Genomic DNA, 26643 nt, shown 5'->3' with positions numbered 1-26643 from the left:
GGCCGCCCCGCCCGCCCCCCCACGGAGCCGCCCCGCCCCGTACGGCCGTATCCCCGGACGAACCCACCCCCGCACCCTTCCGCTGAGGCAGAATCGGGAGCGACCGTTCATACGGGACGGCGAAGATCACCGACCGTCACCGCACCGCCCGCCCCGCCGACGCCCCCGAAGGTCCCATGCCGCACACGCTCGCCTCCCTGGCCCACCACTCCGCGCTCAAGCTGACGGTGCTCGCGGGCGCGGACCGGCTGGCCACCCCCGTGCGCTGGGCGCACGCCAGCGAGTTGATCGACCCGGTGCCGTACATGGAAGGCGGCGAGCTGCTGCTCATCACCGCCCTCAAGCTGGACGCCGAGGACCCGGAGACCGCCCGAAGATACGTGCGTCGGGTCGCGGGCGCCGGTGTCGTCGGGCTGGGCTTCGCGGTCGGCGTCAACTACGAGGACGTGCCCCAGGCGCTGGTCACCGCCGCCGAGGAGGAGTCGCTGCCGCTGCTGGGCGTGCCCCGCAGCACCCCGTTCATCGCCATCAGCAAGGCCGTCTCCGCCGCGGTCGCCGCCGACCAGTACCGCGCGGTGACCGAAGGCTTCGAGGCGCAGCGCGAGCTGACCCGGGCGGCGCTCGGCGCCGAGGGCCCGGCCGAGCTGCTGGCCCGGCTCGCCGCGCACCTCAAGGGCTGGGCCGCGCTGTACGACGCGTCCGGCGCGGTGGTCGCCGCGGCCCCCGACTGGGCGGCCCGCCGCGCCGCCCGGCTCGGCGACGACGTGGCGCGGCTGCGCGAGCGCCCCGCCCCCGCCAGCTCGGTGGTCAGCGAGGCGGCCGGTGACGACCGGGTCGAGCTGCAGTCGCTGGGCACCGGCCGCCGCGCCCGCGGCGTGCTCGCGGTCGGCACGGGCGCGCCCCTGGGCACCGCCGAGCGCTTCGCCGTGCACTCCGCCGTCGCCCTGCTGACCCTGACCACCGAACGCTCCCGCGCCCTCCAGGAGGCGGAGCAGCGGCTCGGCGCCGCGGTGCTGCGCATGCTGCTGGCGGGCGAGCCGGACCACGCGCGGGCGGTCGCGGGCCGGCTGTACGGCGGGCTCCTGGACGCCCCGTTCCGGGTGGTGGTGGCCGAACCGGTCGCAGCGGACGGCGCGGACGGTGCGGAAGACGCGGAGTCCGCGGATGGCCCGCCCGTTCTGGACGCGCTCGCCGACGCCATGGAGTCGGCGGCGGCCCGCACCGGCGAAGCGGTGCTGGCCGTTCCGGAGGGCGGCAGGCTGGTCGTGCTGGCCGCCGACGGCGGGGCCGCCGCCGAGGCGTGCGCCGAGCATGCCGCGGCAGCCGAGGCCCGGTTCGGCGGGCAGCCGCTGCCCCGCGGGCGCACGGCGCGCGCGGAGGCGGGGCGCTCCGGCGAGGGTCTGGCCGTCGGCCTGTCCGCGCCCTCCGGGCCCCGGGACGCCGCGCACGCGTACCGCCAGGCGGAACAGGCCCTGTCCGTGGCCCGCCGCCGCGGCCGGGTGCTCGTCGAGCACGAGGACGTGGCGGCCGGGTCGGTCCTGCCGCTGCTCGCCGACGACGCCGTACGGGCCTTCGCGGACGGCCTGCTGCGCGCCCTGCACGAGCATGACGCCACCGGCCGCGGGGACCTCGTCGCCTCCCTGCGGGCCTGGCTGTCCCGGCACGGCCAGTGGGACGCGGCAGCCGCCGACCTGGGCGTGCACCGGCACACGCTGCGCTACCGGATGCGGCGGGTGGAGGAGATCCTCGGGCGCTCGCTGGACGACCCGGACGTGCGCATGGAGCTGTGGCTGGCGCTGAAGACGACGGCGGCGGTCACGGAACCGTACGGGGGCGGCACCGCGTAGCGCGGGGCGGCGGCACCGTGTGGCGTGGGGCGGCGGCACCCCGTGGCGCGAGGCGGTCTGCGTGGTGCGGGGCGGCGATCCGTGTGGCGTGAGGCGCCGGTCTGTGTGGCGTGGGGCGGCGCCCCGTACGCCAATGCGGCGGGCCGCACCGTACGACTACTACGTGCCGGACAAACGCTCCGGCCGTACCCCGCCCCTACGGTGGACCCAGGCCCCCGCGGGGCCGTCCGTACCACCCCCACTTCGGAAGGGCCGGGACCCACTGTGACTTCTCCCACCGCCTTTTGGCTCGCCGGTCGCCAGGCCACCGGCGAGGACACCTTCGACGTCACCTCCCCCTGGGACGGCCGTCTCGTCGGCACGGTGAGCGTTCCCACCGAGGCGCAGGTCGAGGAGGCCGTCGCGGCCTCCGTCGCCGTACAGGCCGAGCTGTCCGCCACCCCCGCGCACGTACGCGCGGCGGCTCTGGACCATGTGCAGCGGCGCCTGGTGGAGCGCACGGAGGAGATCGCCCGGCTGATCTCCGCCGAGAACGGCAAGCCCATGAAGTGGGCCCGCGGCGAACTGGGCCGGGCCGTGTCCGTCTTCCGGTTCGCGGCCGAGGAGGCCCGCCGCTTCAACGGCGGCGAGGCGCAGCGTCTGGACACCGACGCGGGCGGCGCCGGCCGGCTCGCGCTGACCCGCCGCTTCCCGCGCGGCACGGTGCTGGGCATCGCGCCCTTCAACTTCCCGCTCAACCTCTGCGCCCACAAGATCGCCCCGGCGATCGCGGCGGGCGTGCCGATCATCCTCAAGCCCGCCCCGGCCACCCCGCTGTCCGGCCTGATCCTCGGCGAGCTGCTGGCCGAGACCGACCTGCCGGCCGGCTCCTGGTCGATCCTGCCGGTGTCCAACGACCGGATGCCCGCGCTGGTCCAGGACGAGCGGCTGCCGGTGATCTCCTTCACCGGGTCCGAGAAGGTCGGCTACGCGATCATGGACTCGGTGCCGCGCAAGCACTGCACCCTCGAACTCGGCGGCAACGGCGCGGCCGTGGTGCTGGCCGACTTCGCCTCCGAGGCCGACCTGGACTGGGCGGCGCAGCGCATCGCCACCTTCTCCAACTACCAGGGCGGCCAGTCCTGCATCTCGGTGCAGCGGGTGATCGCCGACGCGACCGTCTACGACCGGCTGGTGCCGAAGATCGTGGCCGCCGTCAACGCGCAGGTCACCGGCGACCCGTCGGACGACGAGACCGAGGTCGGCCCGCTGGTCAGCGAGGACGCCGCCAAGCGCGTCGAGGCGTGGGTGGACGAGGCCGTCGGCGCGGGCGCGAAGCTGCTCGCGGGCGGCAAGCGGGACGGCGCCTCCTACGCCCCGACCGTCCTGGAGGGCGTGCCGGCCGGTGTGACGCTGGCCTGCGAGGAGGTCTTCGGACCGGTCCTCAGCCTGACGAAGGTGGACGGCACGGACGCGGCGTTTGCCGCCGTCAACGACTCCAAGTACGGCCTCCAGGCGGGCGTGTTCACGCACGACGTGCAGACCGCCTTCCGGGCGCACCGGGAGCTGGAGGTCGGCGGCGTGATCATCGGCGATGTGCCTTCCTACCGCGCGGACCAGATGCCGTACGGCGGCGCCAAGCAGTCCGGCGTGGGGCGCGAGGGCGTGCGCTTCGCGATGGAGGACTACACGTACGAGCGGGTGCTGGTCCTCACGGGGCTGGACCTCTAAGAGCCGCCCCTCGGGAAGACGAGCTGCTGAAGCTGGACTTCCGGGAAGCGAGCGGCGTGCTCCGGGACCCCGTCCCGCAGCACGCCGCCTCCCCCGTTCCCCCGTGGCCGTGCGGTGGCGCCGTTCCCCCGTGGCGGCGCCGTGGTGCGGTGTCGCTCTGCGACCGTACGCGCGCCCCGTGCGCCGGGGCGTCCCGTCACGGGTGGAAAAGCGTCCGTGACTTCCGTGGTAGCCACCGGCCGGACGTACAACTTCCGCGGTAGGCGGACCGCCTCCTCCGGTTCGATGCCCCGTTGTGCTGCCCGGGTTACGCTGCGGCCGTGCGCAGGGGCGGGGTGGCCGGAGTGGCCGGGGTGGTGCGACGGCGGGTGCGGAAACTCTCGCCGTTCGCTCTCGACACGGCCGTCGCCGCGGCCTTCGCGACCGTGTCGCTGCTGCTCGGCCACGACAACGCGCCCGCCGGCTGGCACCGTCTGGACGGCCTCGGCTCCGTACTGACCTGCCTGATCAACCTGCTGCTCGTGGCCCGCAGAAGGGCCCCCGTCGCGGTGTGCCTGAGCGTCTTCCTCCTGTGGTTCGCCTACATCGCGCTGGACTACTGGCCCGTCGTCAACAGCCTTGCGGGCCTGATGGCGCTCTACACCGTCGCCTCCCACCGGCCCCCGCGCGTCGCCGCGGGCTGCTCCGTGCTGCTGGCCGCGCTGTGGAACTTCGCCGGTACGACGGGCAACGAGAGCGCCTGGCCGACCACGCTCGGGCAGAGCGTGGTGTACACGGTCATCCTGTGCTGGTTCGGCAACGTCGCCCGCACCTCCGCCGAGCGCAACGTCAGGCTCACCGAGATGGCCGGGCAACTGCGCCGCGAGAAGGAGGAGAACGCCCGGCGCGCCGTTGCCGACGAACGGGTGCGCATCGCCCGCGAACTGCACGACGTGGTCGCCCACCACATGTCCGTGATCTCCGTACAGGCCGGGCTGGCCGGGTACGTCTTCGCCTCTGACCCGGAGACCGCCCGGCGCGCGCTCGGCACCATCGCCGGGACCAGCGGCGAGGCGCTGGAGGAGATGCGGCGGCTGCTGGCCGTCCTGCGCGTGGACCCGCGGGAGATGGCGGGCGGCCCGGCCGCCGTGGACCGCTCGGAAACGGGCGAGGGCGAGGACGCCGCGGCCTACGAACCGGCGCCGGGCCTGGACCGGATCGGCGGGGTCGTCGAGCGGGTACGGGCCGCCGGGCTGCCGGCCGAGCTGCGGACGACGGGGGAGCGGCGGCCGTATGCGCCGGGGCTTGAACAGTGCGCCTACCGCGTCGTGCAGGAAGCGCTGACCAACGCCCTCAAGCACGCACGGGGCGCCCGCGTCGTGGTGCTCGTCCACCACGGCGCCGAACGCCTCACGGTCGAGGTGCGCGACGACGGCGGCCCGCCCGCGGAAGCCGCCGTTCCACCGGCGACTTCCGGCCATGTCTCGACCGGACACGGGTTGATAGGGATGCGCGAGCGGGCCAGGATTTACGGCGGCAGTCTGCGGGCCGGGCCTCTCCCGGGCGGCGGCTTCCAGGTGCGGCTCACCCTGCCCGTCCACTCCGGGGCGGGGCCGGCACCGCCTCGGAAAGGGACGACAGAGCATGATCAGGGTGCTGGTGGCCGATGACCAGATCCTCATCCGGGCCGGTATCGCCGCCCTGCTGCGGGCCGCGCCCGACGTCGAGGTGGTGGCCGAGGCGTCGGACGGCGAGGAGGCGGTCCGGCTGGCCGCCGAACACCGCCCCGATGTGATCCTGATGGACATCCGGATGCCCGGCGTCAGCGGCATCACCGCCACCGAACGCATTCTGCGCGGCGCGGCCGAGGCGGGCGAGCCGGCCCCGCGCGTCGTGGTGCTGACCACCTTCGACCTGGACGAGTACGTCTACGCGGCGCTACGCGCCGGGGCCAGCGGCTTCCTGCTGAAGGACACCCCGCCGCAGCGGCTGCTCTCGGCCCTCGCCACCGTCGCGGGCGGCGACATGCTCTTCGCGCCGAGCGTCACGCGCAGGCTGGTCGAGGCGTACGCGCGCCAGCGGGACGAACCGGGCCGGGAGACGGCGGACGGGCCCGAGACGCTCCAGGCGCTCACCGCCCGCGAGCTGGAGGTGCTACGCCACACCGCCAGGGGCCTGTCCAACCCCGAGATCGCGGCCCGGCTGGTGATCAGCGAGGCCACGGTCAAGACGCATCTGAACCGGACGATGGCCAAGCTGGGGCTGTGCAGCCGGGCCCAGGCCGTGGTGCTGGCGTACGAGACGGGGCTGGTCACGCCGGGCGCCCGCTGAGGCGGGCGGGGCAGGAGGGGCGCCGTCCGCCCCGTTCCGTGCCGCGGAGTCTGGTGCAAGTCGAACGGAACGGGTACAGACTCACAAGTAGCACTGACCGGTAGCCGGACGGCGGCGGGAGCGCCGTACGCACACCGGCCCGGCGCCGACCGGTACGGAACGCCGGATTCCGTGACCGCGGGGCGCCCGGTTCCCACCGACCCACTCCGTGACCCGACTCCGCGGCGAGGTGAGCCCCTCATGACCGCTCCATCCACCCGCAATGTGTCCGAGCGCGAGGCCCGGCAGGTCGCCGAGGCCGCCCGGGAGCAGGACTGGCGCAAGCCCAGCTTCGCCAAGGAACTGTTCCTGGGCCGCTTCCGGCTCGACCTCATCCATCCGCACCCCACCCCCGCCACCGAGGACGCCCAGCGCGGTGAGGAGTTCCTCGCCAAGCTCCGCGACTTCTGCGAGACGAAGATCGACGGCGCCCGCATCGAACGCGAGGCGCAGATCCCCGACGAGACCATCGACGGTCTCAAGGAGATCGGCGCGCTCGGTATGAAGATCGACACCAAGTACGGCGGCCTCGGCCTCACGCAGGTCTACTACAACAAGGCGCTCGCCCTCGTCGGCTCCGCCAACCCCGCCATCGGCGCGCTGCTCTCCGCGCATCAGTCGATCGGCGTACCGCAGCCGCTGAAACTGTTCGGCACCCAGGAGCAGAAGGACACCTTCCTGCCGCGCTGCGCCCGGACGGACATCTCGGCGTTCCTGCTCACCGAGCCGGACGTGGGCTCCGACCCGGCCCGGCTGGCGACCATGGCGGTGCCCGACGGCGAGGACTACGTCCTGGACGGTGTGAAGCTCTGGACCACCAACGGGGTCGTCGCCGACCTCCTCGTGGTCATGGCGCGCGTCCCTAAGAGCGAGGGGCACAAGGGCGGCATCACCGCGTTCGTCGTGGAGGCCGCCGCCGAGGGCGTCACCGTCGAGAACCGCAACGCCTTCATGGGCCTGCGCGGCATCGAGAACGGCGTCACCCGCTTCCATCGCGTACGGGTGCCCGCCGCGAACCGCATCGGCCCCGAGGGCGCCGGTCTGAAGATCGCGCTGACCACGCTCAACACCGGCCGCCTCTCGCTGCCCGCCATGTGCGTCGGCGCCGGCAAGTGGTGCCTGAAGATCGCCCGTGAGTGGTCCGCGGCCCGTGAGCAGTGGGGCAAGCCGATCGCCAAGCACGAGGCGGTGGGTTCCAAGATCTCCTTCATCGCGGCCACCACCTTCGCCCTGGAGGCCGTGGTCGACCTGTCCTCCCAGATGGCGGACGAGGACCGCAACGACATCCGCATCGAGGCGGCGCTGGCCAAGCTCTACGGCTCCGAGATGGGCTGGCTGATGGCCGACGAACTCGTGCAGATCCGCGGCGGCCGGGGCTTCGAGACCGCGGCCTCCCTCGCGGCCCGCGGCGAGCGCGCCGTGCCCGCCGAGCAGATCCTGCGCGACCTGCGCATCAACCGGATCTTCGAGGGCTCCTCGGAGATCATGCACCTGCTCATCGCCCGCGAGGCGGTGGACGCGCACCTGTCCGTGGCCGGTGACCTCATCGACCCCGAGAAGTCGCTCTCCGACAAGGGCAGGGCCGCCGCCAAGGCCGGTACGTTCTACGCCCGCTGGCTGCCCAAGCTGGTCGCCGGGCCCGGTCAACTGCCGCGTACGTACGCGGAGTTCGGGGAACTCGCCGGGCACCTGCGGTATGTGGAGCGGGCCGCGCGCAAGCTGGCCCGCTCCACCTTCTACGCCATGTCCCGCTGGCAGGGCCGGATGGAGACCAAGCAGGGCTTCCTCGGCCGGATCGTGGACATCGGCGCCGAGCTGTTCGCCATGAGCGCGGCCGTCGTACGGGCCGAGCACCTGCGCGCCACCGACGATCACGGCCGCGAGGCGCACCAGCTCGCCGACGTGTTCTGCCGGCAGGCCCGTATCCGCGTGGACGAGCTCTTCGGGCGGCTGTGGACCAACACCGACGACCTGGACCGCAAGGTCGTCTCGGGCGTGCTGACCGGTACGTACGCCTGGCTGGAGGACGGCGTCGTGGACCCGAGCGGCGACGGCCCGTGGATCGCCGAGGCGACACCCGGACCGTCGGCCAAGGAGAACGTCCACCGGCCGATCCGCTGAGCCGGACGGGGCGCGCTTCACCGGAGGTTTCTAGAGGAACTGCCAGGTGAAGCGCGCTCCCGCGAAGTTCCGCGCGGCCAGGTCCGCCCGGGATATCAGCCAGTACAGGGTGCCCTGGTGGACCCATTCCATCCGGGCCCGGTCGTCGCTGTCGATCTGGGCGAGCAGCACCCAGTCGTCCGGGTCCTCGTCCGCACCGAGGAAGTCGAAGTCCAAACCGCCCTGTATGGGTATGGGGTAGCCGCCCACGCGGTGCCACACCTTGGGCGAGAGGTCGGCCAAGGCGTCGCCGAAGGCGTCCGCCCACTCCGGAAGCTCGTCACCGGGCGAGGCATCCACCAGATCCCCCAGCCAGAAGTCCTCGCGGTCGGGCCACGTCATCTCCGGCTCGGCCGACAGCGGGACACGGCGGTACGGCTCTTCGAGGCCCCCGGGAACCCGGCGCTCGGCGACGGGCGTGCCCTCGGGCACGTACACGACGCGGGCGCCCCGCTGCCCCTCCGGGCCGAGGCCGGGCACGCCGTCGCCCTGCCCGGGGCCGTAGGACACGAAGAACAGCAGCGTGCCGTCCCCGGGCAGGGGGATGTCCAGGTCCGCGCCGGCCAGTGCGGACAGCGACAGCGAAGCGACGAACGTGAGCGGTCCGTTTCCCTCCCACACCGGCCACGGCACGTCGTCCGGCAGCTCGGGACGGCCGCCCAGATATCCCACGGGCGGCCCGGCGAGCGGGGCGCGGCGGTCGTCCGGGCGGGTCAGGCGCACTGCCGGACGCAGCAGCGCCGTCCAGCGCTCCGCCGCGCCGGCGGGCATGAGCTCGGCGGCCAGCAGTGCGGGCGGGGACATCGTTCGTTCCATGTCCGTACGGTCCCACGACCCACTGACAATCCCCTGCGGCTCACGGCCACGCCCGGACCGGCAACAATGGTGCCCATGACGGACACCCTCGCTGACCCGCATCTGCGCTTCGTCCCCGCCCCGCTCACCGGCGACGGCGACGGGCCGCGCGACATCGTGATCCTCGGCTCGACCGGCTCCATCGGCACCCAGGCCATCGACCTGGTGCTGCGCAACCCCGACCGCTTCCGGGTGACCGCGCTGTCCGCGGCCGGCGGCCGGGTGGAGCTGCTGGCCGAGCAGGCGCACCGGCTGCGGGTCCGTACGGTGGCGGTGGCCCGCGAGGACGCGGTGCCGGCGCTGCGCGAGGCGCTGTCCGCGCGGTACGGGGCGGGGGAGCGGCTGCCGGAGATCCTCGCCGGGCCCGACGCGGCCACCGAGGTCGCCGCCCTGGACTGCCACACCGTCCTCAACGGCATCACCGGCTCCATCGGCCTGGTGCCCACCCTCGCCGCCCTGAAGGCGGGCCGCTCGCTGGCGCTCGCCAACAAGGAGTCGCTGATCGTCGGCGGCCCGCTGGTCAAGGCCCAGGCGCGCCCCGGCCAGATCGTGCCCGTCGACTCCGAGCACTCCGCGCTCTTCCAGGGCCTGCTGGGCGGCCCCCGCAGCGAGGTGCGCAAGCTCGTCGTCACCGCCTCCGGTGGACCGTTCCGCGGCCGTACGAAGCGGGAGCTGGCGTCCGTCACGCCGGAGCAGGCGCTCGCCCACCCCACCTGGGCGATGGGCCCGGTCATCACGATCAACTCCGCGACCCTGGTCAACAAGGGCCTGGAGGTCATCGAGGCGCACCTGCTGTACGACGTGCCCTTCGACCGCATCGAGGTCGTCGTCCATCCGCAGTCCTACATCCACTCGATGGTGGAGTTCACCGACGGTTCCACCCTGGCCCAGGCCAGCCCGCCCGACATGCGCATGCCGATCGCGCTCGGAATCGGCTGGCCCGACCGGGTCCCGGACGCCGCCCCCGGCATCGACTGGACCAGGGCCCACCAGTGGGACTTCCTGCCCCTGGACACCGAGGCGTTCCCGTCCGTGCCGCTGGCCTGCCACGTCGGCGAACTGGGCGGCACCGCGCCGGCCGTCTTCAACGCGGCCAACGAGGAATGCGTCGATGCTTTCCTCAAGGGCGGGCTGCCGTTCACAGGGATTGTCGATACGGTCGCCGAAGTGGTCGCGGAGCACGGCACGCCCGGCAGGGGAACCTCCCTGACGGTCGCGGACGTCTTGCAGGCGGAAATCTGGGCGCGCGCCCGCGCCCGTGAGCTGGCCGCCCGAGCGGCCCGTACGACATCGGAGGCTCGCGCATGACGACCTGGATGACCGTTCTGGGCATAGTCGTCTTCGTCGTCGGCCTGCTCTTCTCAATCGCCTGGCACGAGCTGGGGCACCTGTCCACGGCCAAGATGTTCGGCATCCGGGTGCCGCAGTACATGGTCGGCTTCGGGCCGACGCTGTTCTCCCGGCGCAAGGGCGACACCGAGTACGGGATCAAGGCCATACCGCTCGGCGGCTACATCCGCATGATCGGGATGTTCCCGCCGGGGGAGGACGGCGCCATAACCGCCAGGTCCACCTCCCCCTGGCGCGGCATGATCGAGGACGCCCGTTCGGCGGCCTTCGAAGAGCTGCAGCCCGGTGACGAGAAGCGCCTGTTCTACACGCGCAAGCCCTGGAAGCGCGTCATCGTGATGTTCGCCGGGCCGTTCATGAACCTGATCCTCGCGGTCGTGATCTTCATGGGCGTGCTGATGGGCTTCGGCATCAACACCCAGACCACCCAGGTCGGCTCGGTCTCGGACTGCGTGATAGCGGCCTCCGCCAAGACCGACAAGTGCACGAAGGGCGCCAAGGACTCCCCGGCCAAGGCCGCGGGGCTGCGGGCCGGCGACAGAATCGTCGACTTCAACGGCAAGCCCGTACCGGACTGGGGCAGCCTCCAGCAGAGCATCCGGGACACCACGGGCCCCGCGACGATCACCGTCGAGCGGGACGGCAAGCGGCAGCAGCTGCACGCGAACCTGATCGAGAACAAGGTCGCCAAGACCGACGGGCACGGCTCCTACGTGCCGGGCGAGTACGTCACCGCCGGCTTCCTCGGCTTCACCCCGGCCACCGGCATCGTCCAGCAGTCCTTCGGGCAGTCCGTGGACCGTATGGGCAACATGGTCGAACAGGGTGTCCAGTCCCTGGTCAACCTGCCTGCGAAGGTCCCCGACCTGTGGGACGCCGCCTTCAACGGCGGCGAGCGCAAGCAGGACTCCCCGATGGGCGTGGTCGGCGCGGCCCGGGTCGGCGGCGAGGTCTTCTCGCTGAACATCCCGCCGGAGCAGCGGGTGGCGACCATGCTCTTCCTGGTCGCCGGGTTCAACCTGTCCCTCTTCCTGTTCAACATGCTCCCGCTGCTGCCGCTGGACGGCGGCCACATCGCGGGCGCCCTGTGGGAATCGGTGCGCCGCGCGTTCGCCCGCGTCTTCCGCCGCCCCGACCCCGGCCCCTTCGACGTGGCCAAGCTCATGCCGGTCGCCTACGTGGTCGCCGGGATCTTCATCTGCTTCACGCTGCTGGTCCTGGTGGCCGATGTGGTGAATCCGGTGAAACTGACATAGGGCAGAACAAGCCCGTCCGGCACGTGAGGACGGGCGGCCGCCAGGCCGCGACCGGCCGGTGGCCGCCCACCGGCCGCTCAAACCGCGCACACGGGTGCTCCTCCGCCCCCCGGAGGGGGGCCGGAGGGGTTCGATGTGCCCACGGCAACACTCGTGCCGTAATCTCGAAGACCGGAGCCCGCCGATCTCGGGACCTAGATCCACACCTTGGGGTTGCTCGCCAGATGACTGCCATTTCACTGGGAATGCCGGACGTACCGACCAAGCTGGCCGACCGCCGGGTCAGCCGCCAGATCCAGGTCGGTCCGGTCGCCGTGGGCGGAGACGCACCGGTCTCGGTGCAGTCGATGACGACCACGCGCACGTCCGACATCGGTGCCACGCTCCAGCAGATCGCCGAGCTGACGGCCTCCGGCTGCCAGATCGTCCGCGTCGCCTGCCCGACCCAGGACGACGCCGACGCGCTGCCGGTCATCGCCCGCAAGTCGCAGATCCCGGTCATCGCCGACATCCACTTCCAGCCGAAGTACGTCTTCGCCGCGATCGACGCCGGCTGCGCCGCGGTCCGGGTCAACCCCGGCAACATCAAGCAGTTCGACGACAAGGTCAAGGAGATCGCCAAGGCGGCCTCCGACGCGGGCACTCCCATCCGCATCGGCGTGAACGCCGGCTCCCTCGACCGCCGTCTGCTTCAGAAGTACGGCAAGGCCACCCCCGAGGCGCTGGTGGAGTCGGCGCTGTGGGAGTGCTCGCTGTTCGAGGAGCACGGTTTCCGGGACATCAAGATCTCGGTCAAGCACAACGACCCGGTCGTCATGGTCAACGCGTACCGGCAGCTGGCCGCCCAGTGCGACTACCCGCTGCACCTGGGCGTGACCGAGGCCGGTCCGGCCTTCCAGGGCACGATCAAGTCGGCCGTCGCCTTCGGCGCCCTGCTCAGCGAGGGCATCGGCGACACCATCCGCGTCTCCCTGTCGGCCCCGCCGGCCGAGGAGGTCAAGGTGGGCCTGCAGATCCTGGAGTCGCTGAACCTGCGCCCGCGCCGCCTGGAGATTGTCTCCTGCCCGTCCTGCGGGCGGGCCCAGGTGGACGTGTACAAGCTCGCCGACGAGGTCACCGCGGGCCTGGAGGGCATGGAGGTGCCGCTGCGCGTCGCGGTCATGGGCTGCGTCGTCAACGGTCCCGGCGAAGCCCGCGAAGCCGACCTCGGTGTCGCGTCCGGCAACGGCAAGGGGCAGATCTTCGTCAAGGGCGAGGTCATCAAGACCGTGCCGGAATCGAAGATCGTCGAAACGCTCATCGAAGAGGCCATGAAGATCGCCGAGCAGATGGAGAAGGACGGCGTGACGTCCGGCGAGCCCACCATCTCCGTCGCCGGCTGACGCCCGCACCGCCTCCGGCGCCCCACGAGCCCCGCCACCGGCCCACACCGGTGGCGGGGCTCGGTGCGTAAATCGTGCCGGGAGCGGTACCCGCAACGGATCCGCTGCCCGCGCCGCCGGGGAGGTAAAGTTCCAGGACCTGCAGTTGCCTGGCCTCCCAGGCCCGTAAAGGTGAGGCTTTCCGACACGTGCTGACCACCACGACCACCAAGGTGCTGGAGCCCGGGGAGCTCGACGACGCGCTCGCGGTGCTGGACCGCGACCCCGTCGCCAACGCGTTCGTCGCCGCGCGCGTGCAGGTCGCCGGGCTCGACCCGTGGCGGCTCGGCGGCGAGATGTGGGGCTGGTACGCCGACGGCCGCCTGGAATCGCTGTGCTACGCGGGCGCCAACCTCGTCCCCGTCTGCGCCACCCCCGAGGCGGTGCGCGGCTTCGCCGAGCGGGCCCGCCGTCAGGGCCGCCGCTGCTCCTCCATCGTCGGCCCGGCCGGACCCACCGCCGAACTGTGGTCCCTCCTGGAACCGGCCTGGGGCCCGGCCCGCGAGGTGCGCGCCCGGCAGCCGCTGATGGTCACGTCCTCCTTCGCCACCGAGGTCGAGCCGGACCCGTACGTCCGGCGCATCGGCAAGCACGAGATGGACCTGATCATGCCCGCGTGCGTGGCGATGTTCACCGAGGAGGTCGGCATCTCACCGCTGGCCGGCGACGGCGGACTGCTCTACCAGGCGCGCGTCGCCGAGCTGGTCGGCGCCGGGCGGTCGTTCGCCCGGGTCGACGACGGCAAGGTCGTCTTCAAGGCCGAGATCGGCGCCGCCACGCCACGGGCCTGCCAGATCCAGGGCGTCTGGGTCGCGCCCGAATACCGCGGCAAGGGCCTCTCCGAGACGGGGATGGCCGCGGTGCTGCGCTACGCCCTCACCGAGGTCGCGCCGGTCGCCTCGCTGTACGTGAACGACTTCAACACGGCGGCGCGCGCCGCGTACCGGCGGGTCGGCTTCCAGGAGACCGGCGCCTTCATGAGCGTGCTCTTCTGACCCGCCCGCGCCCCGTGCGGCCGGATGCCGCCGCACTCCGGCCGTCCCGCCGATCGTCTTACGCGCCGGTGCCTTGTACGCTCCCGACCATGGATGACGTCGCGGTCGGCCCCCTGGATCTCGCTGCCCGCGTGGACGACGCGCTCGCCGTACAGGCGCTCGCGTTCGGCCTCACCGACGACGAGATCGGCGTCCGCCGCCACATCGTCCTGCGCCATCTGACCAGCCCCGGCGCCCGCGCCCTCGGCGCCACGACGCCCGGCGGGCGGCTGGTCGGCTTCGTCTACGGCATGCCCAACAGCCGTACGCACTGGTGGTCCACGGTCGTCGAGCCGTACCTGCGCGCCCGCGGCCTGGACCACTGGCTCGACGACTCCTTCGTGATCACCGAGCTGCATGTGCTGCCCGCCTTCCAGAACCGGCGCATCGGCCGCGAACTGATCACCCGCATCACCGACGGGGCCACCGAACCGCGCAGCATCCTGTCCGCCATCGACACCGACAGCCCGGCCCGCGGCCTCTACCGCGCCCTCGGCTACCAGGACCTGGCCCGCCGCGTGCTGTTCCCGAGCGCCCCGCTCCCGTACGCGGTCATGGGCGCGCCGTTGCCGCTCAAGCGCTGACGGGGCCGGTCGTACGGAACCCGCGGCGCGTATCCCATTTCCATGGGGCGTGCCCCTCCGGATAACCTCGCGGAAGTCACCTTTCTTACGCAGGAGAATCACCATGGCCCAGGTCCAGCGCATGTCCCGATTGATGATCAAGACGCTGCGCGACGACCCGGCCGACGCCGAGACCGCCAGCCACAAGCTGCTCGTGCGCGCCGGCTACGTCCGCCGTACCGCCGCCGGCATCTGGACCTGGCTGCCGCTGGGCAAGAAGGTGCTGGAGAACGTCTCGCGGATCGTGCGCGAGGAGATGGACGCCATCGGCGCCCAGGAGGTCCTGCTCCCGGCGCTGCTGCCCAAGGAGCCCTACGAGACCTCCCAGCGCTGGGAGGAGTACGGTGACCTGCTGTTCCGCCTCAAGGACCGCAAGGGCGCCGAGTACCTGCTCGGGCCCACCCACGAGGAGATCTTCACCCTCACCGTCAAGGACCAGTGCACGTCCTACAAGGACCTGCCGGTGATGCTGTACCAGATCCAGACCAAGTACCGGGACGAGGCGCGCCCCCGCTCCGGCGTGCTGCGCGGCCGCGAGTTCCAGATGAAGGATTCGTACAGCTTCGACACCAGCGACGAGGGTCTGGCGGAGTCCTACCGCCTGCACCGCGAGGCGTACCAGAAGATCTTCCAGCGCCTCGGCCTGGACTACCGCATCGTCTCCGCCGTCTCCGGCGCCATGGGCGGCTCGGCCTCCGAGGAGTTCCTGGCCCCCGCCGCGGCCGGCGAGGACACCTTCGTGGACTGCCCGGCCTGCGACTACGCGGCCAACACCGAGGCCGTCACGGTCAAGGTCGAGCCCTCGGACGCCTCCGGCGCCGGCGCCATGGAGGAGCTGGACACCCCGGACACCCCGACCATCGAGACGCTGGCCGAGCACCTGGGCATCCCCGCCTCCGCCACCCTCAAGAACCTCCTCGTCAAGGTGGACGGCGAGATCGTCGCGGTGGGCGTCCCCGGCGACCGCGAGGTGGACCTCGGCAAGCTGGGCGAGCACCTGGCCCCGGCCACGGTCGAGCTGGTCACCGCCGAGGACTTCACCGACCGCCCGGACCTGGTCCGCGGCTACGTCGGTCCGCAGGGCCTGGCGGGCAAGTCCTTCAAGTACCTCGCCGACCCGCGCGTCGCCCCCGGCACCGTCTGGGTGACCGGCGCCAACAAGGACGGCAAGCACACCCGCAACGTCGTCGCGGGCCGGGACTTCGAGGTCGACGAGTACCTGGACGTCGTCGTGGTCGAGCCGGGCGACCCCTGCCCCCGGTGCGGCGCCGGCCTGCGCATCGACCGGGCGATCGAAATCGGCCACATCTTCCAGCTGGGCCGCAAGTACGCGGACGCCTTCGAGCTGGACGTGCTCGGCCAGAACGGCAAGCCGGTGCGGGTCACGATGGGCTCGTACGGCATCGGCGTCTCCCGCGCCGTCGCGGCCCTCGCCGAGCAGACCCACGACGAGTCCGGCCTGTGCTGGCCGCGCGAGGTGGCCCCCGCCGACGTGCACGTGGTCGCCGCGGGCAAGGCCAAGCAGACCGAGCTGGCCCTGGAGGTCGGCGAGAAGCTGGGCGCCGCGGGCCTGCGCGTCCTGGTGGACGACCGGGCCGGCGTCTCGCCGGGCGTGAAGTTCACCGACGCCGAGCTGCTGGGCGTCCCGACGATCCTGGTCGCGGGCCGCCGCGCCGGCGAGGGCGTCGTCGAGCTGAAGGACCGCCGTACGGGCGAGCGCGAGGAGCTGACGGTCGAGGAGGCCGTGGCCCGGCTGAGCGCCTGACGGACGAGGAACGGCCACGGGGCCGGGCGGTACCGGGAAGCCGGTACCGCCCGGCCCCGGTCGTTTCCGGGACGGCGGCTGTGCTGCTCCTGGATGGGCGCGGTGCCGCTTCCAGAGGGCGCCGTGCTGCCCCGGATGGCAGCCATGCCGCGCCCAGAGGGCATCGGCGTCGCTCCTGGACGGCAGGCTGTGCCGCCCCAGGCAGCAGCCGTGCGCCCCCAGAGGGCAGCCGTGCCGCGCCCCAGGGGGCGCCGTGCCGCTCCCGGATAGCTGTCGGCCGCCCCCAGAGAGCAGCGCCGATTCCGTACGGCAGCCGTGCCGCCCCCAGGGGGCGCCGTGCCGCTCCCGGATGGCTGTCGGCACCGCCCCCAGAGACAGCGGTGCCGCTTCCAGACGGCAGCTGAGCCCCCCAGGCAGCAGCCGTGCCGCTCCCCAGAGGCCGGCCGTGCCGCCCCGAGACGGCGCCATGCCGCCCTACAGCCAGGTGGCGAACTCCAGCAGCAGCTCGCCGCGCTGCTCGTCCCCGCCCGGCGCCGTCAGTTCGCGCACCCCCGAGTCCACCGCGCGGTACAGCGTCCAACTGCGCAGCCGGTCCCGGTCCACGTCCAGGGAGTCCGCCAGTTTGGCCACCCGGCGGCGGGCCGCCGACGCGGCCCCCGAACCGGCCGCCAGGTCCTCGAAGCGGTCCAGCACCAGCCAGGCCAGGTCGTACGCCCGCTCGCCGACCACCGGCGACGGGCCGACCGCCAGCCACGGCGCCCGCTCCCCGGCCAGCACCTTGCCCTGCCGGAACGCGCCGTGCAGCAGCACTTCCTCGGGCGCGTCGGCGGGCAGCGCCCGGCGCAGCTCCAGGCACTCGTCCAGCAGCGGCCCCGCGGCCTGCGTCGTGGCCCCAAGGGTCCGCAGTTCCTCGGCGGCCTCCTCCGTGCGGCCCGCCAGCGACGCGAAGGGATGGCCCTCGGCCGGAGCCACCCACAGCCGCCGCACCGTGCCCGCCGCCTCCAGCAGAGCCTTCGCCTCCGGGAGCGAACGCAGGGTCACGGAGCCCCGCAGCCGCTCCAGGAGCAGCGCACCGCTGTCCGCGTCGGCGCGCAGCAGCCGGGCCGCGCCCCAGCCGTCCCACTGCTCCAGCGCCGCGCCCTCGTGCGCCGTCGCCCGGCATGGTGCCGGGAGTTTCAGCGCCGCCGGGGTGCCGTCGGCCTGCTGTACGTACGCGAGCAGGCTGCTGCGCCCACCCGGCTCGTGCACCCGCTCCAGCGTCAGCTCCCAGGCGTCCAGCCGCTGCTGTACGAGGCCGGGCAGCGCGTCGAGCCAGGCACCGGCCGGGCCGTCCGGATCGCCGCCGAGCGCGCTCACCAGCCGTTGCGGCGGTTCGATGGGTGCCGTAGCCATGCCTGTGCTGTCCCTTTCGGTGGAGGCTGAATGCGGTGGGCCCGGAGCCTGCTGTCCGCCCGAAGGACGAGAATCCGACGGCAGGCCCCGGGCGCGGGCGGTGTGGTCAGTGCCCGGCCGCTGCGGCGCCGGACGGGGCGCCGGTGCCCCGGGCCCGCTCCGGGAGCCCAGGGAAGGCTACGCCGGTGCCGCGCCAGCGCACCGCCCGCACCGCCGCCTCGCGCAGCGCCCCGGCCGCGTCCCGGCGCCGCGCCGCGCCACCGGCCCGTACGAGATCGGCGTACACGGCCGCCACCCGGTCCTCCAGCTCCGCCGCCAGCCGCACGGCGGCCGCCGCGTCAGGCACCGGGAAGGGCAGCTCGTACGCCGCCGCGGCGGCCTGCGGCGTGCCGCCCAGATCCCGCACGCCGCGCCGGAGCTCGTCCCGGCGCGCGCGGTGGGCGTCGTACCCCTCCCGAGCTTCCTTGCGCCGGTCGGCGCCGATCCGGCCGCCGACCACGCCGTAGCCGTAGACGGCGGCGTGCTCGGCCGCCAGCGCCGCCTGGAGCGCCTTCAGCTCGGCGCCGTGCGCGCCGTCGGCCGTTGCCTCCGCGCGCGCCGCCCTGGATGTCAGCATCGCCGTACCCCTTCCGAGGCCGGGTCCGGGCCCGGCCTGTCGCCCGTGAAGAGTGCCACCGTCGCCGCGGCGCGCCTCATGCGCCGTCCTCTGTGAGCAGGTACGCGTGCGCCGCGCCCGCCGCCGCCACCGACGCCAGCAGCCTGGCCAGCTCGGGCGGCGCGCTCACCAGGGCCGCGGCCCGGGCGTCGGCGGTGCGCCGCTCCGCCGCCGCGAGGTCCGCGCGCGCCTGCTTCTCGTCCGGCGGCACGGCGGGGGAGGCGGGAGCGGAGGCCGTGGCCGAAGCGGACGGTGCGGCCGAGGCGCCCGCACGGGGCGCCGTGGACGGGGCGGACGGGGCGGGGGAGGCCCCGCCGAACGCCGCCGCGTGGCGCGCCACTTCGGCGCGCAGCGGCCGCAGGCGCTCGCCCAGCCCGGGATGCGCGGCGAGCGTCGCGTCGTAGTGGGCGAGCAGCGCGGCGCTGTCGCGTGCGGCCTGCCCGCGCAGCCGGGCGTCCGCCGCCGCGTCCGCCTCCTTCCTGCTCCCGCCGGGCCCGGAATCCTCCGAGCAGCCGGTGAGCAGCAGTGCCGCCCCGCCGAGCACGGAGCCGGCCAGCAAGGTCCTCCTGCGCGTGAGCGCGACGTTGTGCACGTGTGACTTCCCGGGGTCTTCGGTGGGGGCGTCCGTAGTGATCACCGCAGGCGAGCGTATCCGTGCTCCGCCACCGAATCGTCAGTACCCCGCCGGAACAGCTAGGCTTTGACCCGACACGCGACCTTCCCACAACAGCACACGCGGCCGAGGAGTCACCCGGATGAGCACCACCCAGAGCGAGAGGCTGCGCGGACTGCTTGAACCGCTGGTCGCCGCGCGAGACCTGGATCTGGAAGAGATCGAGGTGACACCGGCCGGAAAGCGGCGTGTGCTGAGGATCGTGGTCGACTCCGACGACGGCGTGCAGCTCGACGAGTGCGCCGAGCTCAGCCGCGAGGCGTCGCAGGTGCTGGACGACACCGACGCCATGGGCGGCGCCCCGTACACGCTGGAGGTCACCTCCCCCGGAGCCGACCGCCCGCTGACCGAGCCGCGGCACTACCGCCGCGCCGTCGGCCGCCTCGTCAAGGCTCAACTCCACGAGGGCGGCGAGCTGGTGGCCCGCATCATCGCCGTGGACGACGAGGGCCTGGACCTGGAGGTCCCGGGCGTCAAGGGACGCAAGCCCACCGCCCGCCGGGTCGCCTTCGCCGAGATCGCCAAGGCGCGCGTGGAGATCGAGTTCAACCGCAAGCAGGACAAGGGGCGCGACGACCGCGCCGAGCAGAACGACGAGAGCCAGGAGGAGGCGTAGCCGTGGACATCGACATGAGTGCCCTGCGGGGTCTGGTACGGGAGAAGGAGATCTCGTTCGACCTGCTGGTCGCCGCGATCGAGTCGGCCCTCCTCATCGCGTACCACCGCACCGAGGGAAGCCGCCGCCACGCGCGGGTGGAGCTCGACCGCGACACCGGCCATGTGACGGTGTGGGCCAAGGAGGACCCGGCCGACCTCGAAGAGGGCGCCGAGCCCCGCGAGTTCGACGACACCCCGTCGGGTTTCGGCCGGATCGCGGCGACCACCGCCAAGCAGGTCATCCTGCAGCGGCTGCGGGACGCCGAGGAGGAGATCACCTTCGGCGAGTACGCCGGACGGGAGGGCGACGTCGTGATGGGCGTCGTCCAGCAGGGCCGGGACCCGAAGAACGTCCTGGTCGACATCGGCAAGCTGGAGGCCATCCTGCCGGTGCAGGAGCAGGTCCCCGGCGAGGAGTACGCGCACGGCACACGCCTGCGCTCGTACGTGGTCCGGGTCGTCAAGGGCGTGCGCGGCCCGTCCGTGACGCTCTCGCGCACCCACCCCAATCTGGTGAAGAAGCTCTTCGCCATGGAGGTGCCGGAGATCGCCGACGGTTCGGTGGAGATCGCGGCCATCGCCCGTGAGGCGGGTCACCGCACCAAGATCGCCGTACGGTCCACCCGCTCCGGGCTGAACGCCAAGGGCGCCTGCATCGGCCCGATGGGCGGCCGGGTGCGCGCGGTCATGGCCGAGCTGCACGGCGAGAAGATCGACATCGTCGACTGGTCGGACGACCCGGCCGAGCTGGTGGCGCACGCCCTGTCGCCCGCCCGGGTCAGCAAGGTCGAGGTGATCGACCTGGCGGCGCGCTCCGCCCGGGTGACCGTCCCCGACTACCAGCTGTCGCTGGCCATCGGCAAGGAGGGGCAGAACGCCCGCCTCGCCGCCCGGCTCACCGGCTGGCGGATCGACATCCGCCCGGACACCGACCAGGGCGGCGACCAGGGGTGATCCCGACCCGTCGGCGGGCACGGGGCGCCACCCGCGCCCACCGGCGGTCCGGAGCACGTCAGGGTGCGGCCGCAGCCGAAAATCGGTGGCGGCCCACCGGAATTTTGAGCGACCGTTCGGGCATTACCCCGTAGGGGTGAGTCCGTCACGGGGAGGTAGACTTAAGCAGTGTCTGGCCGGACGCATGCCCGCGCATGCCCTGAGCGCACCTGTGTGGGGTGCCGGGAGCGAGCGGCCAAGGGTGATCTGCTGCGCATCGTGGCGATCGAGGGCGAGTGCGTCCCCGATCCTCGCGGTACGCTGCCCGGCCGGGGTGCTTATGTGCACCCGACACGGGTCTGTCTCGACCTGGCGGTCCGCCGCCGGGTCTTCCCCCGGGCCTTCCGGGGCCGGGGACCGTTCGATGCGACGGCCTTGCGCCGCTTCGTCGAACGGGCGCATGTTGATCAAGCCGCACCGGTTGATCAGGCAACACCGTAAGAAAGCACAGCGCACGGAAAACCGTGCGGTCAGGTACCTCGCGAGTCGGAAGTAGGTCGAGATTGCGATGAGCACTCGATGAGTACGCGATGAGTACGCCCATGAAGTAGCGACGGTCCGGTGGACACCCGGACCTAGAAGGAGCGAAGTGGCTAAGGTCCGGGTATACGAACTCGCCAAGGAGTTCGGAGTGGAGAGCAAGGTCGTCATGGCCAAGCTCCAAGAACTTGGTGAATTCGTCCGTTCGGCGTCCTCGACGATCGAGGCGCCGGTTGTTCGTAAGCTGACCGACGCTTTCCAGGCGGGCAACGGCAACGGCCGTGCCGCCGGCAAGCCCGCGGCGCCGCGCAAGGCCGCCGCGAAGCCGGCCGCGCCGTCCCCGGCGCAGGCCGGGGGCCCCTCCCGCGCCGCTCAGGCAGCGGGGGAGCGTCCCGCCGCCCCGAAGCCGGGTGGCGCCCCCAAGCCGGGCCCCGCGGCTCCGGCGCCGGCCGCCCCCGAGGCGCCCAAGTCCCAGTCCCCGGCGGCTCCCGCCGAGGCCCCGAAGTCGGCACCGACCCCGGGTCCGCGCCCGACGCCGGGCCCGAAGGCCCCGGCGCCCAAGCCGGCCCCGGCCGCGCCCGCGCAGCCCGAGTTCCAGGCCCCGCCGTCGGCGCCGGCCCCGAAGCCCGGCACCCCCGGCCCGCGTCCGGCCCGCCCGCAGGGCGGCCAGGGCGGCCAGGGCCGTGGCAACGCGCCGCGCCCCGGCGCCGAGCGTCCCGGCCCGCGCCCCGGCGGCAACCGTCCGTCCGGTCCGCGTCCGGGCAACAACCCCTTCACCTCCGGCGGCTCGACCGGCATGGCCCGCCCGCAGGCCCCCCGTCCCGGCGGCGCGCCGCGCCCCGGCGGCCAGGGTGCCCCGGGCGGCCCGCGCCCGCAGGGCGGCCAGGGTGGCCAGGGCGGTCCCCGTCCGCAGGCTCCCGGCGGCGCCCGTCCGACCCCGGGCGGCATGCCCCGTCCGCAGGGTGCGGGCCAGGGCGGCCCGCGTCCCGGCGGCGGTAACCGCCCCAACCCGGGCATGATGCCGAAGAGCCCGGCCGCCGGCCCGCGTCCGGGCCCCGGCGGCGGTCGTCCCGGCGGTGCCGGTCGTCCCGGTGGCGGCGGTCGCCCGGGTGGCGGCGGCGGCTTCGCCGGCCGTCCCGGCGGCGGTGGCCGTCCGGGCGGTGGCGGCGGCTTCGGCGGCCGTCCCGGTGGCGGCGGTCCCGGTGGTGGCGGCGGCTTCGGCGGCCGTCCCGGCTTCGGCGGCCGTCCGGGTGGTCCCGGTGGCCGTGGCGGCACGCAGGGTGCCTTCGGCCGCCCCGGCGGCCCCGCGCGCCGCGGCCGCAAGTCGAAGCGGCAGCGCCGTCAGGAGTACGAGGCCATGCAGGCCCCGTCGGTGGGCGGCGTCATGCTGCCCCGCGGCAACGGTGCGACGGTCCGCCTGTCGCGCGGTGCCTCGCTGACCGACTTCGCCGAGAAGATCAACGCCAACCCGGCGTCGCTCGTCCAGGTCATGCTGAACCTGGGTGAGATGGTCACCGCGACGCAGTCCGTCTCCGACGAGACGCTGCACCTCCTCGGCGAGGAGATGAACTACGTCGTCGAGATCGTCAGCCCGGAGGAGGAGGACCGCGAGCTGCTCGAGTCCTTCGACATCGAGTTCGGCGAGAACGAGGGCGGCGAGGAGATGCTCGTCTCCCGTCCGCCGGTGGTGACCGTCATGGGTCACGTCGACCACGGTAAGACCCGGCTGCTCGACGCGATCCGCAAGACGAACGTCATCGCGGGCGAGGCCGGCGGCATCACCCAGCACATCGGTGCCTACCAGGTCGCGACCGAGGTCAACGACGAAGAGCGGCGCATCACCTTCATCGACACCCCGGGTCACGAGGCGTTCACCGCCATGCGTGCCCGCGGTGCCAAGTCGACCGACATCGCGATCCTCGTGGTGGCGGCCAACGACGGTGTGATGCCGCAGACGATCGAGGCCCTGAACCACGCCAAGGCGGCCGACGTGCCGATCGTGGTCGCGGTCAACAAGATCGACGTCGAGGGCGCCGACCCGACCAAGGTGCGCGGTCAGCTGACCGAGTACGGCCTGGTGGCCGAGGAGTACGGCGGCGACACGATGTTCGTCGACATCTCCGCCCGCCAGGGCCAGAACATCGACCAGCTGCTGGAGGCCGTGGTCCTGACCGCGGACGCCGCTCTGGACCTGCGCGCCAACCCGGAGCAGGACGCCCAGGGCATCGCGATCGAGGCCCACCTCGACCGCGGCCGCGGCGCCGTGGCGACCGTCCTGGTCCAGCGCGGCACGCTGCGCGTCGGTGACACGATGGTGGCCGGCGACGCGTACGGCCGTGTCCGGGCGATGCTCGACGACAAGGGCAACAACGTCGAGGAAGCGGGTCCGTCGACCCCCGTCCTGGTCCTGGGTCTGACCAACGTCCCGGGCGCCGGCGACAACTTCCTGGTCGTCGACGAGGACCGTACGGCCCGCCAGATCGCCGAGAAGCGCGCCGCCCGTGAGCGCAACGCCGCGTTCGCCAAGCGCACCCGCCGGGTGTCGCTGGAGGACCTGGACAAGGTGCTCAAGGCCGGCGAGGTCCAGCAGCTCAACCTCATCATCAAGGGCGACGCGTCCGGTTCGGTCGAGGCCCTGGAGTCCTCGCTGCTCCAGCTCGACGTCGGCGAAGAGGTCGACATCCGGGTCCTGCACCGCGGCGTCGGTGCGGTCACGGAGTCCGACATCAACCTGGCGTCCGGCTCCGACGCGATCGTGATCGGCTTCAACGTCCGGGCCGAGGGCCGCGCGACGCAGATGGCCGAGCGCGAGGGCGTGGACGTGCGCTACTACTCGGTCATCTACCAGGCGATCGAGGAGATCGAGGCGGCCCTCAAGGGCATGCTCAAGCCGGAGTACGAAGAGGTCGAGCTCGGTACGGCGGAGATCCGCGAGGTCTTCAAGTCGTCCAAGCTGGGCAACATCGCGGGTGTTCTCATCCGCTCCGGCGAGGTCAAGCGCAACACCAAGGCCCGCCTGGTCCGCGACGGCAAGGTCATCGCGGAGAACCTCAACATCGAGGGTCTGCGCCGCTTCAAGGACGACGTCACCGAGATCCGCGAAGGCTTCGAGGGCGGTATCAACCTCGGCAACTTCAACGACATCAAGGTCGACGACGTCATCGCGACGTACGAGATGCGCGAGAAGCCGCGCGGCTGATCGCAGGCATCACTGCCCGCGAAGCCCGGTCCGCCAGGAATGGCGGCCGGGCGACGGGTGGAACTGTCCGCGCGTAGCGCGGTCCACCAGGGGTGGTGGCCGGGTGACGGGCGGGCCGGGGCCGGTCGGCGGATATTTCCGTCGATCGGCCCCGGCCGTTGCATGTACGGTTCGAATGGCTCGTACATCTGGCATCTAGTGCCCCACGGGTGGCCTTACCCGCACCGCATGTACGTAGGGACGCTGTCCTTCGACCTCCTCCTCGGCGACGTACGGTCGCTGAAGGAGAAGCGCTCCGTCGTCCGCCCGATCGTCGCCGAACTGCACCGCAAGTACGCGGTCAGCGTGGCGGAGGTCGGCGACCAGGACCTCCACCGCCGGGCCCGGATCGGGCTGGCGATGGTGTCCGGGGACCCGGGGCACCTCACAGACGTACTGGACCGCTGCGAGCGCATGGTCGCCGCACGGCCCGAAGTGGAGCTGCTGTCGGTACGCCGGCGGCTCCACGGCGACGATGACGACTGAGCGGGTCGTCGGCGCCACGAGCACCATGGTGAAAGACACAGAAGGAGACGGACCAGTGGCCGACAATGCGCGGGCGAAGAAGCTGGCGGACCTCATCCGGGAGGTGGTCGCCCAGAAGCTGCAGCGCGGCATCAAGGACCCGCGCCTGGGGTCGCACGTGACCATCACGGACACCCGGGTCACCGGCGACCTGCGGGAGGCGACGGTCTTCTACACGGTCTACGGCGACGACGAGGACCGGGCCAGCGCGGCGGCCGGACTGGAGAGCGCCAAGGGCATCCTGCGCTCCGAGGTCGGCCGGGCGGCGGGCGTGAAGTTCACGCCGACCCTGACGTTCGTCGCGGACGCGCTGCCGGAGAACGCCAAGACGATCGAGGACCTGCTCGACAAGGCGCGGGCCTCGGACGCCAAGGTGCGCGAGGCGTCCTCGGGCGCCACGTACGCGGGCGAGGCGGACCCGTACCGCAAGCCGGGCGACGAGGACGAGGACACCACGGCGTAATGAAGCGTGAGAACACCGGCGCGCGGCGCGTGGAGCGCACCCGCGCCAAGCAGGGGGCGCCGGACGGCCTGGTCATCGTCGACAAGCCGGCCGGCTTCACCTCGCACGACGTGGTGGCCAAGATGCGGGGCATGGCCCGCACCCGCCGCGTGGGGCACGCCGGCACGCTCGACCCGATGGCGACCGGCGTGCTCGTCCTGGGCATCGAGCGCGCCACGAAGCTGCTCGGTCACCTCGCGCTGACCGAGAAGGAGTACGTCGGCACCATCCGCCTGGGGCAGACCTCGGTCACCGACGACGCCGAGGGCGAGATCACCGCGTCCAAGGCGGCGCACGGCCTGGACCGGGCGGCGATCGACGCGGGCGTGGCCACGCTGACCGGCGAGATCATGCAGGTCCCGTCCAAGGTCAGCGCCATCAAGATCGACGGGAAGCGGTCCTACGCGCGGGTGCGCAAGGGCGAGGACGTGGAGATACCGGCCCGGCCGGTGACGGTCTCCTCGTTCGTGGTGTACTCCGCCGAGGAGACCGAGGCCGAGGACGGCACGCCCGTCACCGACCTGCTGGTCTCGGTGGAGTGCTCCTCCGGTACGTACATCCGGGCGCTCGCCCGCGACCTGGGGGAGGCGCTGGGCGTCGGCGGCCACCTGACCGCCCTGCGGCGCACCCGGGTCGGCCCGTACAAGCTCGACCGGGCCCGCACCCTGGAGCAGCTGCAGGAATCCGTTGACGACGAGGCGGGCGGCGGGCTGCCGGTCATGCCGATCGGCGAGGCGGCGGCCGCGGCCTTCCCGCGCTGGGACGTCACGGTGGACCAGGCGCGGCTGCTCACCAACGGGGTGCGCATCCCGATGCCGCGGTTCGACGGGGCGGCGGGCCGGCCCGCCGCGGCGTTCGCGCCGGACGGGACGTTCCTGGCGCTGCTGGAGAACCAGGGCGGCCGGGCGAAGAGCCTGGCGGTCTTCGCACCGTAACGGGAGCACGGGGCAGTACGACGGGCGGCGCCATGCCCGCATGGCGCCGCCCGTCGCCGTACCACCGCGGCGGGGCCCCGGGGCGCGGGCGGTGGCGCCGTGCTCCGGCGCACGGGTGAAACGGCGGTCGTGGCGGCCGGACGGGCGCCGCCGGGTGCCGCACTCCACAGAAGCGAGGCGACCCTTCCCGCGAACCGGTGCACGCGGCATGGCAGTCTTAGAC

The 26643-nt window shown here is 73.1% G+C and carries 22 protein-coding genes; 18 read left to right on the top strand and 4 right to left on the bottom strand.

Annotated features, from left to right (window positions below; all coding sequences use genetic code 11):
- Positions 1-176: 176 nt before the first annotated feature.
- The 5 genes from ADK86_RS19820 to ADK86_RS19800 all read left to right on the top strand — a co-directional run bounded on the left by ADK86_RS19820 (position 177) and on the right by ADK86_RS19800 (position 8027).
- Positions 177-1847 (top strand): PucR family transcriptional regulator, encoded by a 1671-nt coding sequence (locus ADK86_RS19820; RefSeq protein ID WP_053697749.1) that lies wholly within the window; start codon positions 177-179, stop codon positions 1845-1847.
- A gap of 264 nt (positions 1848-2111) precedes the next feature.
- Complete coding sequence (locus tag ADK86_RS19815; RefSeq protein ID WP_053697748.1) at positions 2112-3557, top strand: aldehyde dehydrogenase family protein; 1446 nt, start codon at positions 2112-2114, stop codon at positions 3555-3557.
- A gap of 320 nt (positions 3558-3877) precedes the next feature.
- On the top strand, positions 3878-5206 hold the full coding sequence (locus ADK86_RS19810; protein WP_234345938.1) for a sensor histidine kinase: 1329 nt from the start codon (positions 3878-3880) through the stop codon (positions 5204-5206).
- On the top strand, positions 5181-5867 hold the full coding sequence (locus ADK86_RS19805; RefSeq protein WP_053697747.1) for a response regulator: 687 nt from the start codon (positions 5181-5183) through the stop codon (positions 5865-5867). The genes ADK86_RS19810 and ADK86_RS19805 overlap by 26 nt, the downstream gene beginning before the upstream one ends.
- A gap of 240 nt (positions 5868-6107) precedes the next feature.
- The gene (locus ADK86_RS19800; protein ID WP_053697746.1) at positions 6108-8027 is read left to right on the top strand and encodes an acyl-CoA dehydrogenase family protein; all 1920 of its coding nucleotides are present in this window, start codon (positions 6108-6110) and stop codon (positions 8025-8027) included.
- A gap of 30 nt (positions 8028-8057) precedes the next feature.
- On the opposite strand, the gene ADK86_RS19795 is transcribed toward ADK86_RS19800, so the two are convergent.
- Positions 8058-8882 (bottom strand): YwqG family protein, encoded by an 825-nt coding sequence (locus ADK86_RS19795; RefSeq protein ID WP_063789042.1) that lies wholly within the window; start codon positions 8880-8882, stop codon positions 8058-8060.
- A gap of 75 nt (positions 8883-8957) precedes the next feature.
- On the opposite strand from ADK86_RS19795, the gene dxr reads away from it, so the two are divergent.
- From dxr to ADK86_RS19765, 6 genes are all read left to right on the top strand, one after another.
- Complete coding sequence (gene dxr / locus ADK86_RS19790) at positions 8958-10229, top strand: 1-deoxy-D-xylulose-5-phosphate reductoisomerase (protein ID WP_053697754.1); 1272 nt, start codon at positions 8958-8960, stop codon at positions 10227-10229.
- Complete coding sequence (locus ADK86_RS19785) at positions 10226-11527, top strand: M50 family metallopeptidase (RefSeq protein ID WP_030650533.1); 1302 nt, start codon at positions 10226-10228, stop codon at positions 11525-11527. The genes dxr and ADK86_RS19785 overlap by 4 nt, the downstream gene beginning before the upstream one ends.
- Before the next feature lie 224 nt (positions 11528-11751).
- The gene (gene ispG / locus ADK86_RS19780; RefSeq protein ID WP_003985894.1) at positions 11752-12909 is read left to right on the top strand and encodes a flavodoxin-dependent (E)-4-hydroxy-3-methylbut-2-enyl-diphosphate synthase; all 1158 of its coding nucleotides are present in this window, start codon (positions 11752-11754) and stop codon (positions 12907-12909) included.
- 188 nt (positions 12910-13097) lie between these two features.
- The gene (locus ADK86_RS19775; RefSeq protein ID WP_053697744.1) at positions 13098-13943 is read left to right on the top strand and encodes a GNAT family N-acetyltransferase; all 846 of its coding nucleotides are present in this window, start codon (positions 13098-13100) and stop codon (positions 13941-13943) included.
- A gap of 89 nt (positions 13944-14032) precedes the next feature.
- Positions 14033-14566, top strand: a complete 534-nt coding sequence (locus ADK86_RS19770; RefSeq protein ID WP_030633966.1) for a GNAT family N-acetyltransferase — start codon at positions 14033-14035, stop codon at positions 14564-14566.
- A gap of 103 nt (positions 14567-14669) precedes the next feature.
- Positions 14670-16370 carry a proline--tRNA ligase gene (locus ADK86_RS19765; RefSeq protein ID WP_030600021.1) on the top strand — a complete coding sequence of 567 codons (1701 nt, stop codon included), beginning with the start codon at positions 14670-14672 and terminating at the stop codon, positions 16368-16370.
- A gap of 474 nt (positions 16371-16844) precedes the next feature.
- Here the strand turns inward: ADK86_RS19765 and ADK86_RS19760 are convergent, their stop codons facing one another.
- From ADK86_RS19760 to ADK86_RS19750, 3 genes are all read right to left on the bottom strand, one after another.
- Positions 16845-17762 carry an aminoglycoside phosphotransferase family protein gene (locus ADK86_RS19760; protein ID WP_053697743.1) on the bottom strand — a complete coding sequence of 306 codons (918 nt, stop codon included), beginning with the start codon at positions 17760-17762 and terminating at the stop codon, positions 16845-16847.
- Between the two features lie 106 nt (positions 17763-17868).
- Entirely contained in the window at positions 17869-18378 is a 510-nt protein-coding gene (locus ADK86_RS19755; RefSeq protein ID WP_053697742.1) for a ferritin-like domain-containing protein, read from the bottom strand.
- Positions 18379-18454: 76 nt separating this feature from the next.
- Positions 18455-19054, bottom strand: coding sequence for a hypothetical protein (locus tag ADK86_RS19750; protein WP_234345937.1), 600 nt, complete (start codon positions 19052-19054; stop codon positions 18455-18457).
- A gap of 118 nt (positions 19055-19172) precedes the next feature.
- Here ADK86_RS19750 and rimP point away from each other — a divergent pair, with 118 nt between their 5' ends.
- From rimP to truB, 7 genes are all read left to right on the top strand, one after another.
- A complete protein-coding gene (gene rimP, locus ADK86_RS19745; protein ID WP_053697741.1) occupies positions 19173-19706 on the top strand; it encodes a ribosome maturation factor RimP in 534 nt (177 codons plus the stop codon).
- Positions 19707-19708: 2 nt separating this feature from the next.
- Complete coding sequence (nusA, locus tag ADK86_RS19740) at positions 19709-20701, top strand: transcription termination factor NusA (protein WP_053697740.1); 993 nt, start codon at positions 19709-19711, stop codon at positions 20699-20701.
- A 168-nt stretch (positions 20702-20869) separates the two neighbouring features.
- Positions 20870-21181, top strand: a complete 312-nt coding sequence (locus ADK86_RS41095; RefSeq protein WP_003987416.1) for a YlxR family protein — start codon at positions 20870-20872, stop codon at positions 21179-21181.
- Positions 21182-21329: 148 nt separating this feature from the next.
- The gene (gene infB, locus ADK86_RS19735; RefSeq protein ID WP_053697739.1) at positions 21330-24419 is read left to right on the top strand and encodes a translation initiation factor IF-2; all 3090 of its coding nucleotides are present in this window, start codon (positions 21330-21332) and stop codon (positions 24417-24419) included.
- Between the two features lie 228 nt (positions 24420-24647).
- Positions 24648-24944, top strand: coding sequence for a DUF503 domain-containing protein (locus ADK86_RS19730; RefSeq protein WP_003986978.1), 297 nt, complete (start codon positions 24648-24650; stop codon positions 24942-24944).
- Positions 24945-24999: 55 nt separating this feature from the next.
- Complete coding sequence (rbfA, locus tag ADK86_RS19725; RefSeq protein WP_030373876.1) at positions 25000-25446, top strand: 30S ribosome-binding factor RbfA; 447 nt, start codon at positions 25000-25002, stop codon at positions 25444-25446.
- Positions 25446-26420 carry a tRNA pseudouridine(55) synthase TruB gene (truB, locus tag ADK86_RS19720; RefSeq protein WP_050504249.1) on the top strand — a complete coding sequence of 325 codons (975 nt, stop codon included), beginning with the start codon at positions 25446-25448 and terminating at the stop codon, positions 26418-26420. The genes rbfA and truB overlap by 1 nt, the downstream gene beginning before the upstream one ends.
- Positions 26421-26643 lie beyond the last annotated feature (223 nt).

Source organism: Streptomyces sp. NRRL F-5755 (assembly GCF_001279365.1).
In the GTDB taxonomy this organism is placed as follows: domain Bacteria; phylum Actinomycetota; class Actinomycetes; order Streptomycetales; family Streptomycetaceae; genus Streptomyces; species Streptomyces rimosus.
This window is presented reverse-complemented; position numbering and strand designations above follow the sequence as displayed.

Coding starts and splice junctions, on each gene's coding strand:
- ADK86_RS19820 (WP_053697749.1), top strand. CDS start 177: ATGCCGCACACGCTCGCCTCCCTGGCCCACCACTCCGCGCTCAAGCTG.
- ADK86_RS19805 (WP_053697747.1), top strand. CDS start 5,181: ATGATCAGGGTGCTGGTGGCCGATGACCAGATCCTCATCCGGGCCGGT.
- ADK86_RS19800 (WP_053697746.1), top strand. CDS start 6,108: ATGACCGCTCCATCCACCCGCAATGTGTCCGAGCGCGAGGCCCGGCAG.
- ADK86_RS19795 (WP_063789042.1), bottom strand. CDS start 8,882: ATGGAACGAACGATGTCCCCGCCCGCACTGCTGGCCGCCGAGCTCATG.
- dxr (WP_053697754.1), top strand. CDS start 8,958: ATGACGGACACCCTCGCTGACCCGCATCTGCGCTTCGTCCCCGCCCCG.
- ADK86_RS19785 (WP_030650533.1), top strand. CDS start 10,226: ATGACGACCTGGATGACCGTTCTGGGCATAGTCGTCTTCGTCGTCGGC.
- ispG (WP_003985894.1), top strand. CDS start 11,752: ATGACTGCCATTTCACTGGGAATGCCGGACGTACCGACCAAGCTGGCC.
- ADK86_RS19770 (WP_030633966.1), top strand. CDS start 14,033: ATGGATGACGTCGCGGTCGGCCCCCTGGATCTCGCTGCCCGCGTGGAC.
- ADK86_RS19765 (WP_030600021.1), top strand. CDS start 14,670: ATGGCCCAGGTCCAGCGCATGTCCCGATTGATGATCAAGACGCTGCGC.
- ADK86_RS19760 (WP_053697743.1), bottom strand. CDS start 17,762: ATGGCTACGGCACCCATCGAACCGCCGCAACGGCTGGTGAGCGCGCTC.
- ADK86_RS19755 (WP_053697742.1), bottom strand. CDS start 18,378: ATGCTGACATCCAGGGCGGCGCGCGCGGAGGCAACGGCCGACGGCGCG.
- rimP (WP_053697741.1), top strand. CDS start 19,173: ATGAGCACCACCCAGAGCGAGAGGCTGCGCGGACTGCTTGAACCGCTG.
- ADK86_RS19730 (WP_003986978.1), top strand. CDS start 24,648: ATGTACGTAGGGACGCTGTCCTTCGACCTCCTCCTCGGCGACGTACGG.
- truB (WP_050504249.1), top strand. CDS start 25,446: ATGAAGCGTGAGAACACCGGCGCGCGGCGCGTGGAGCGCACCCGCGCC.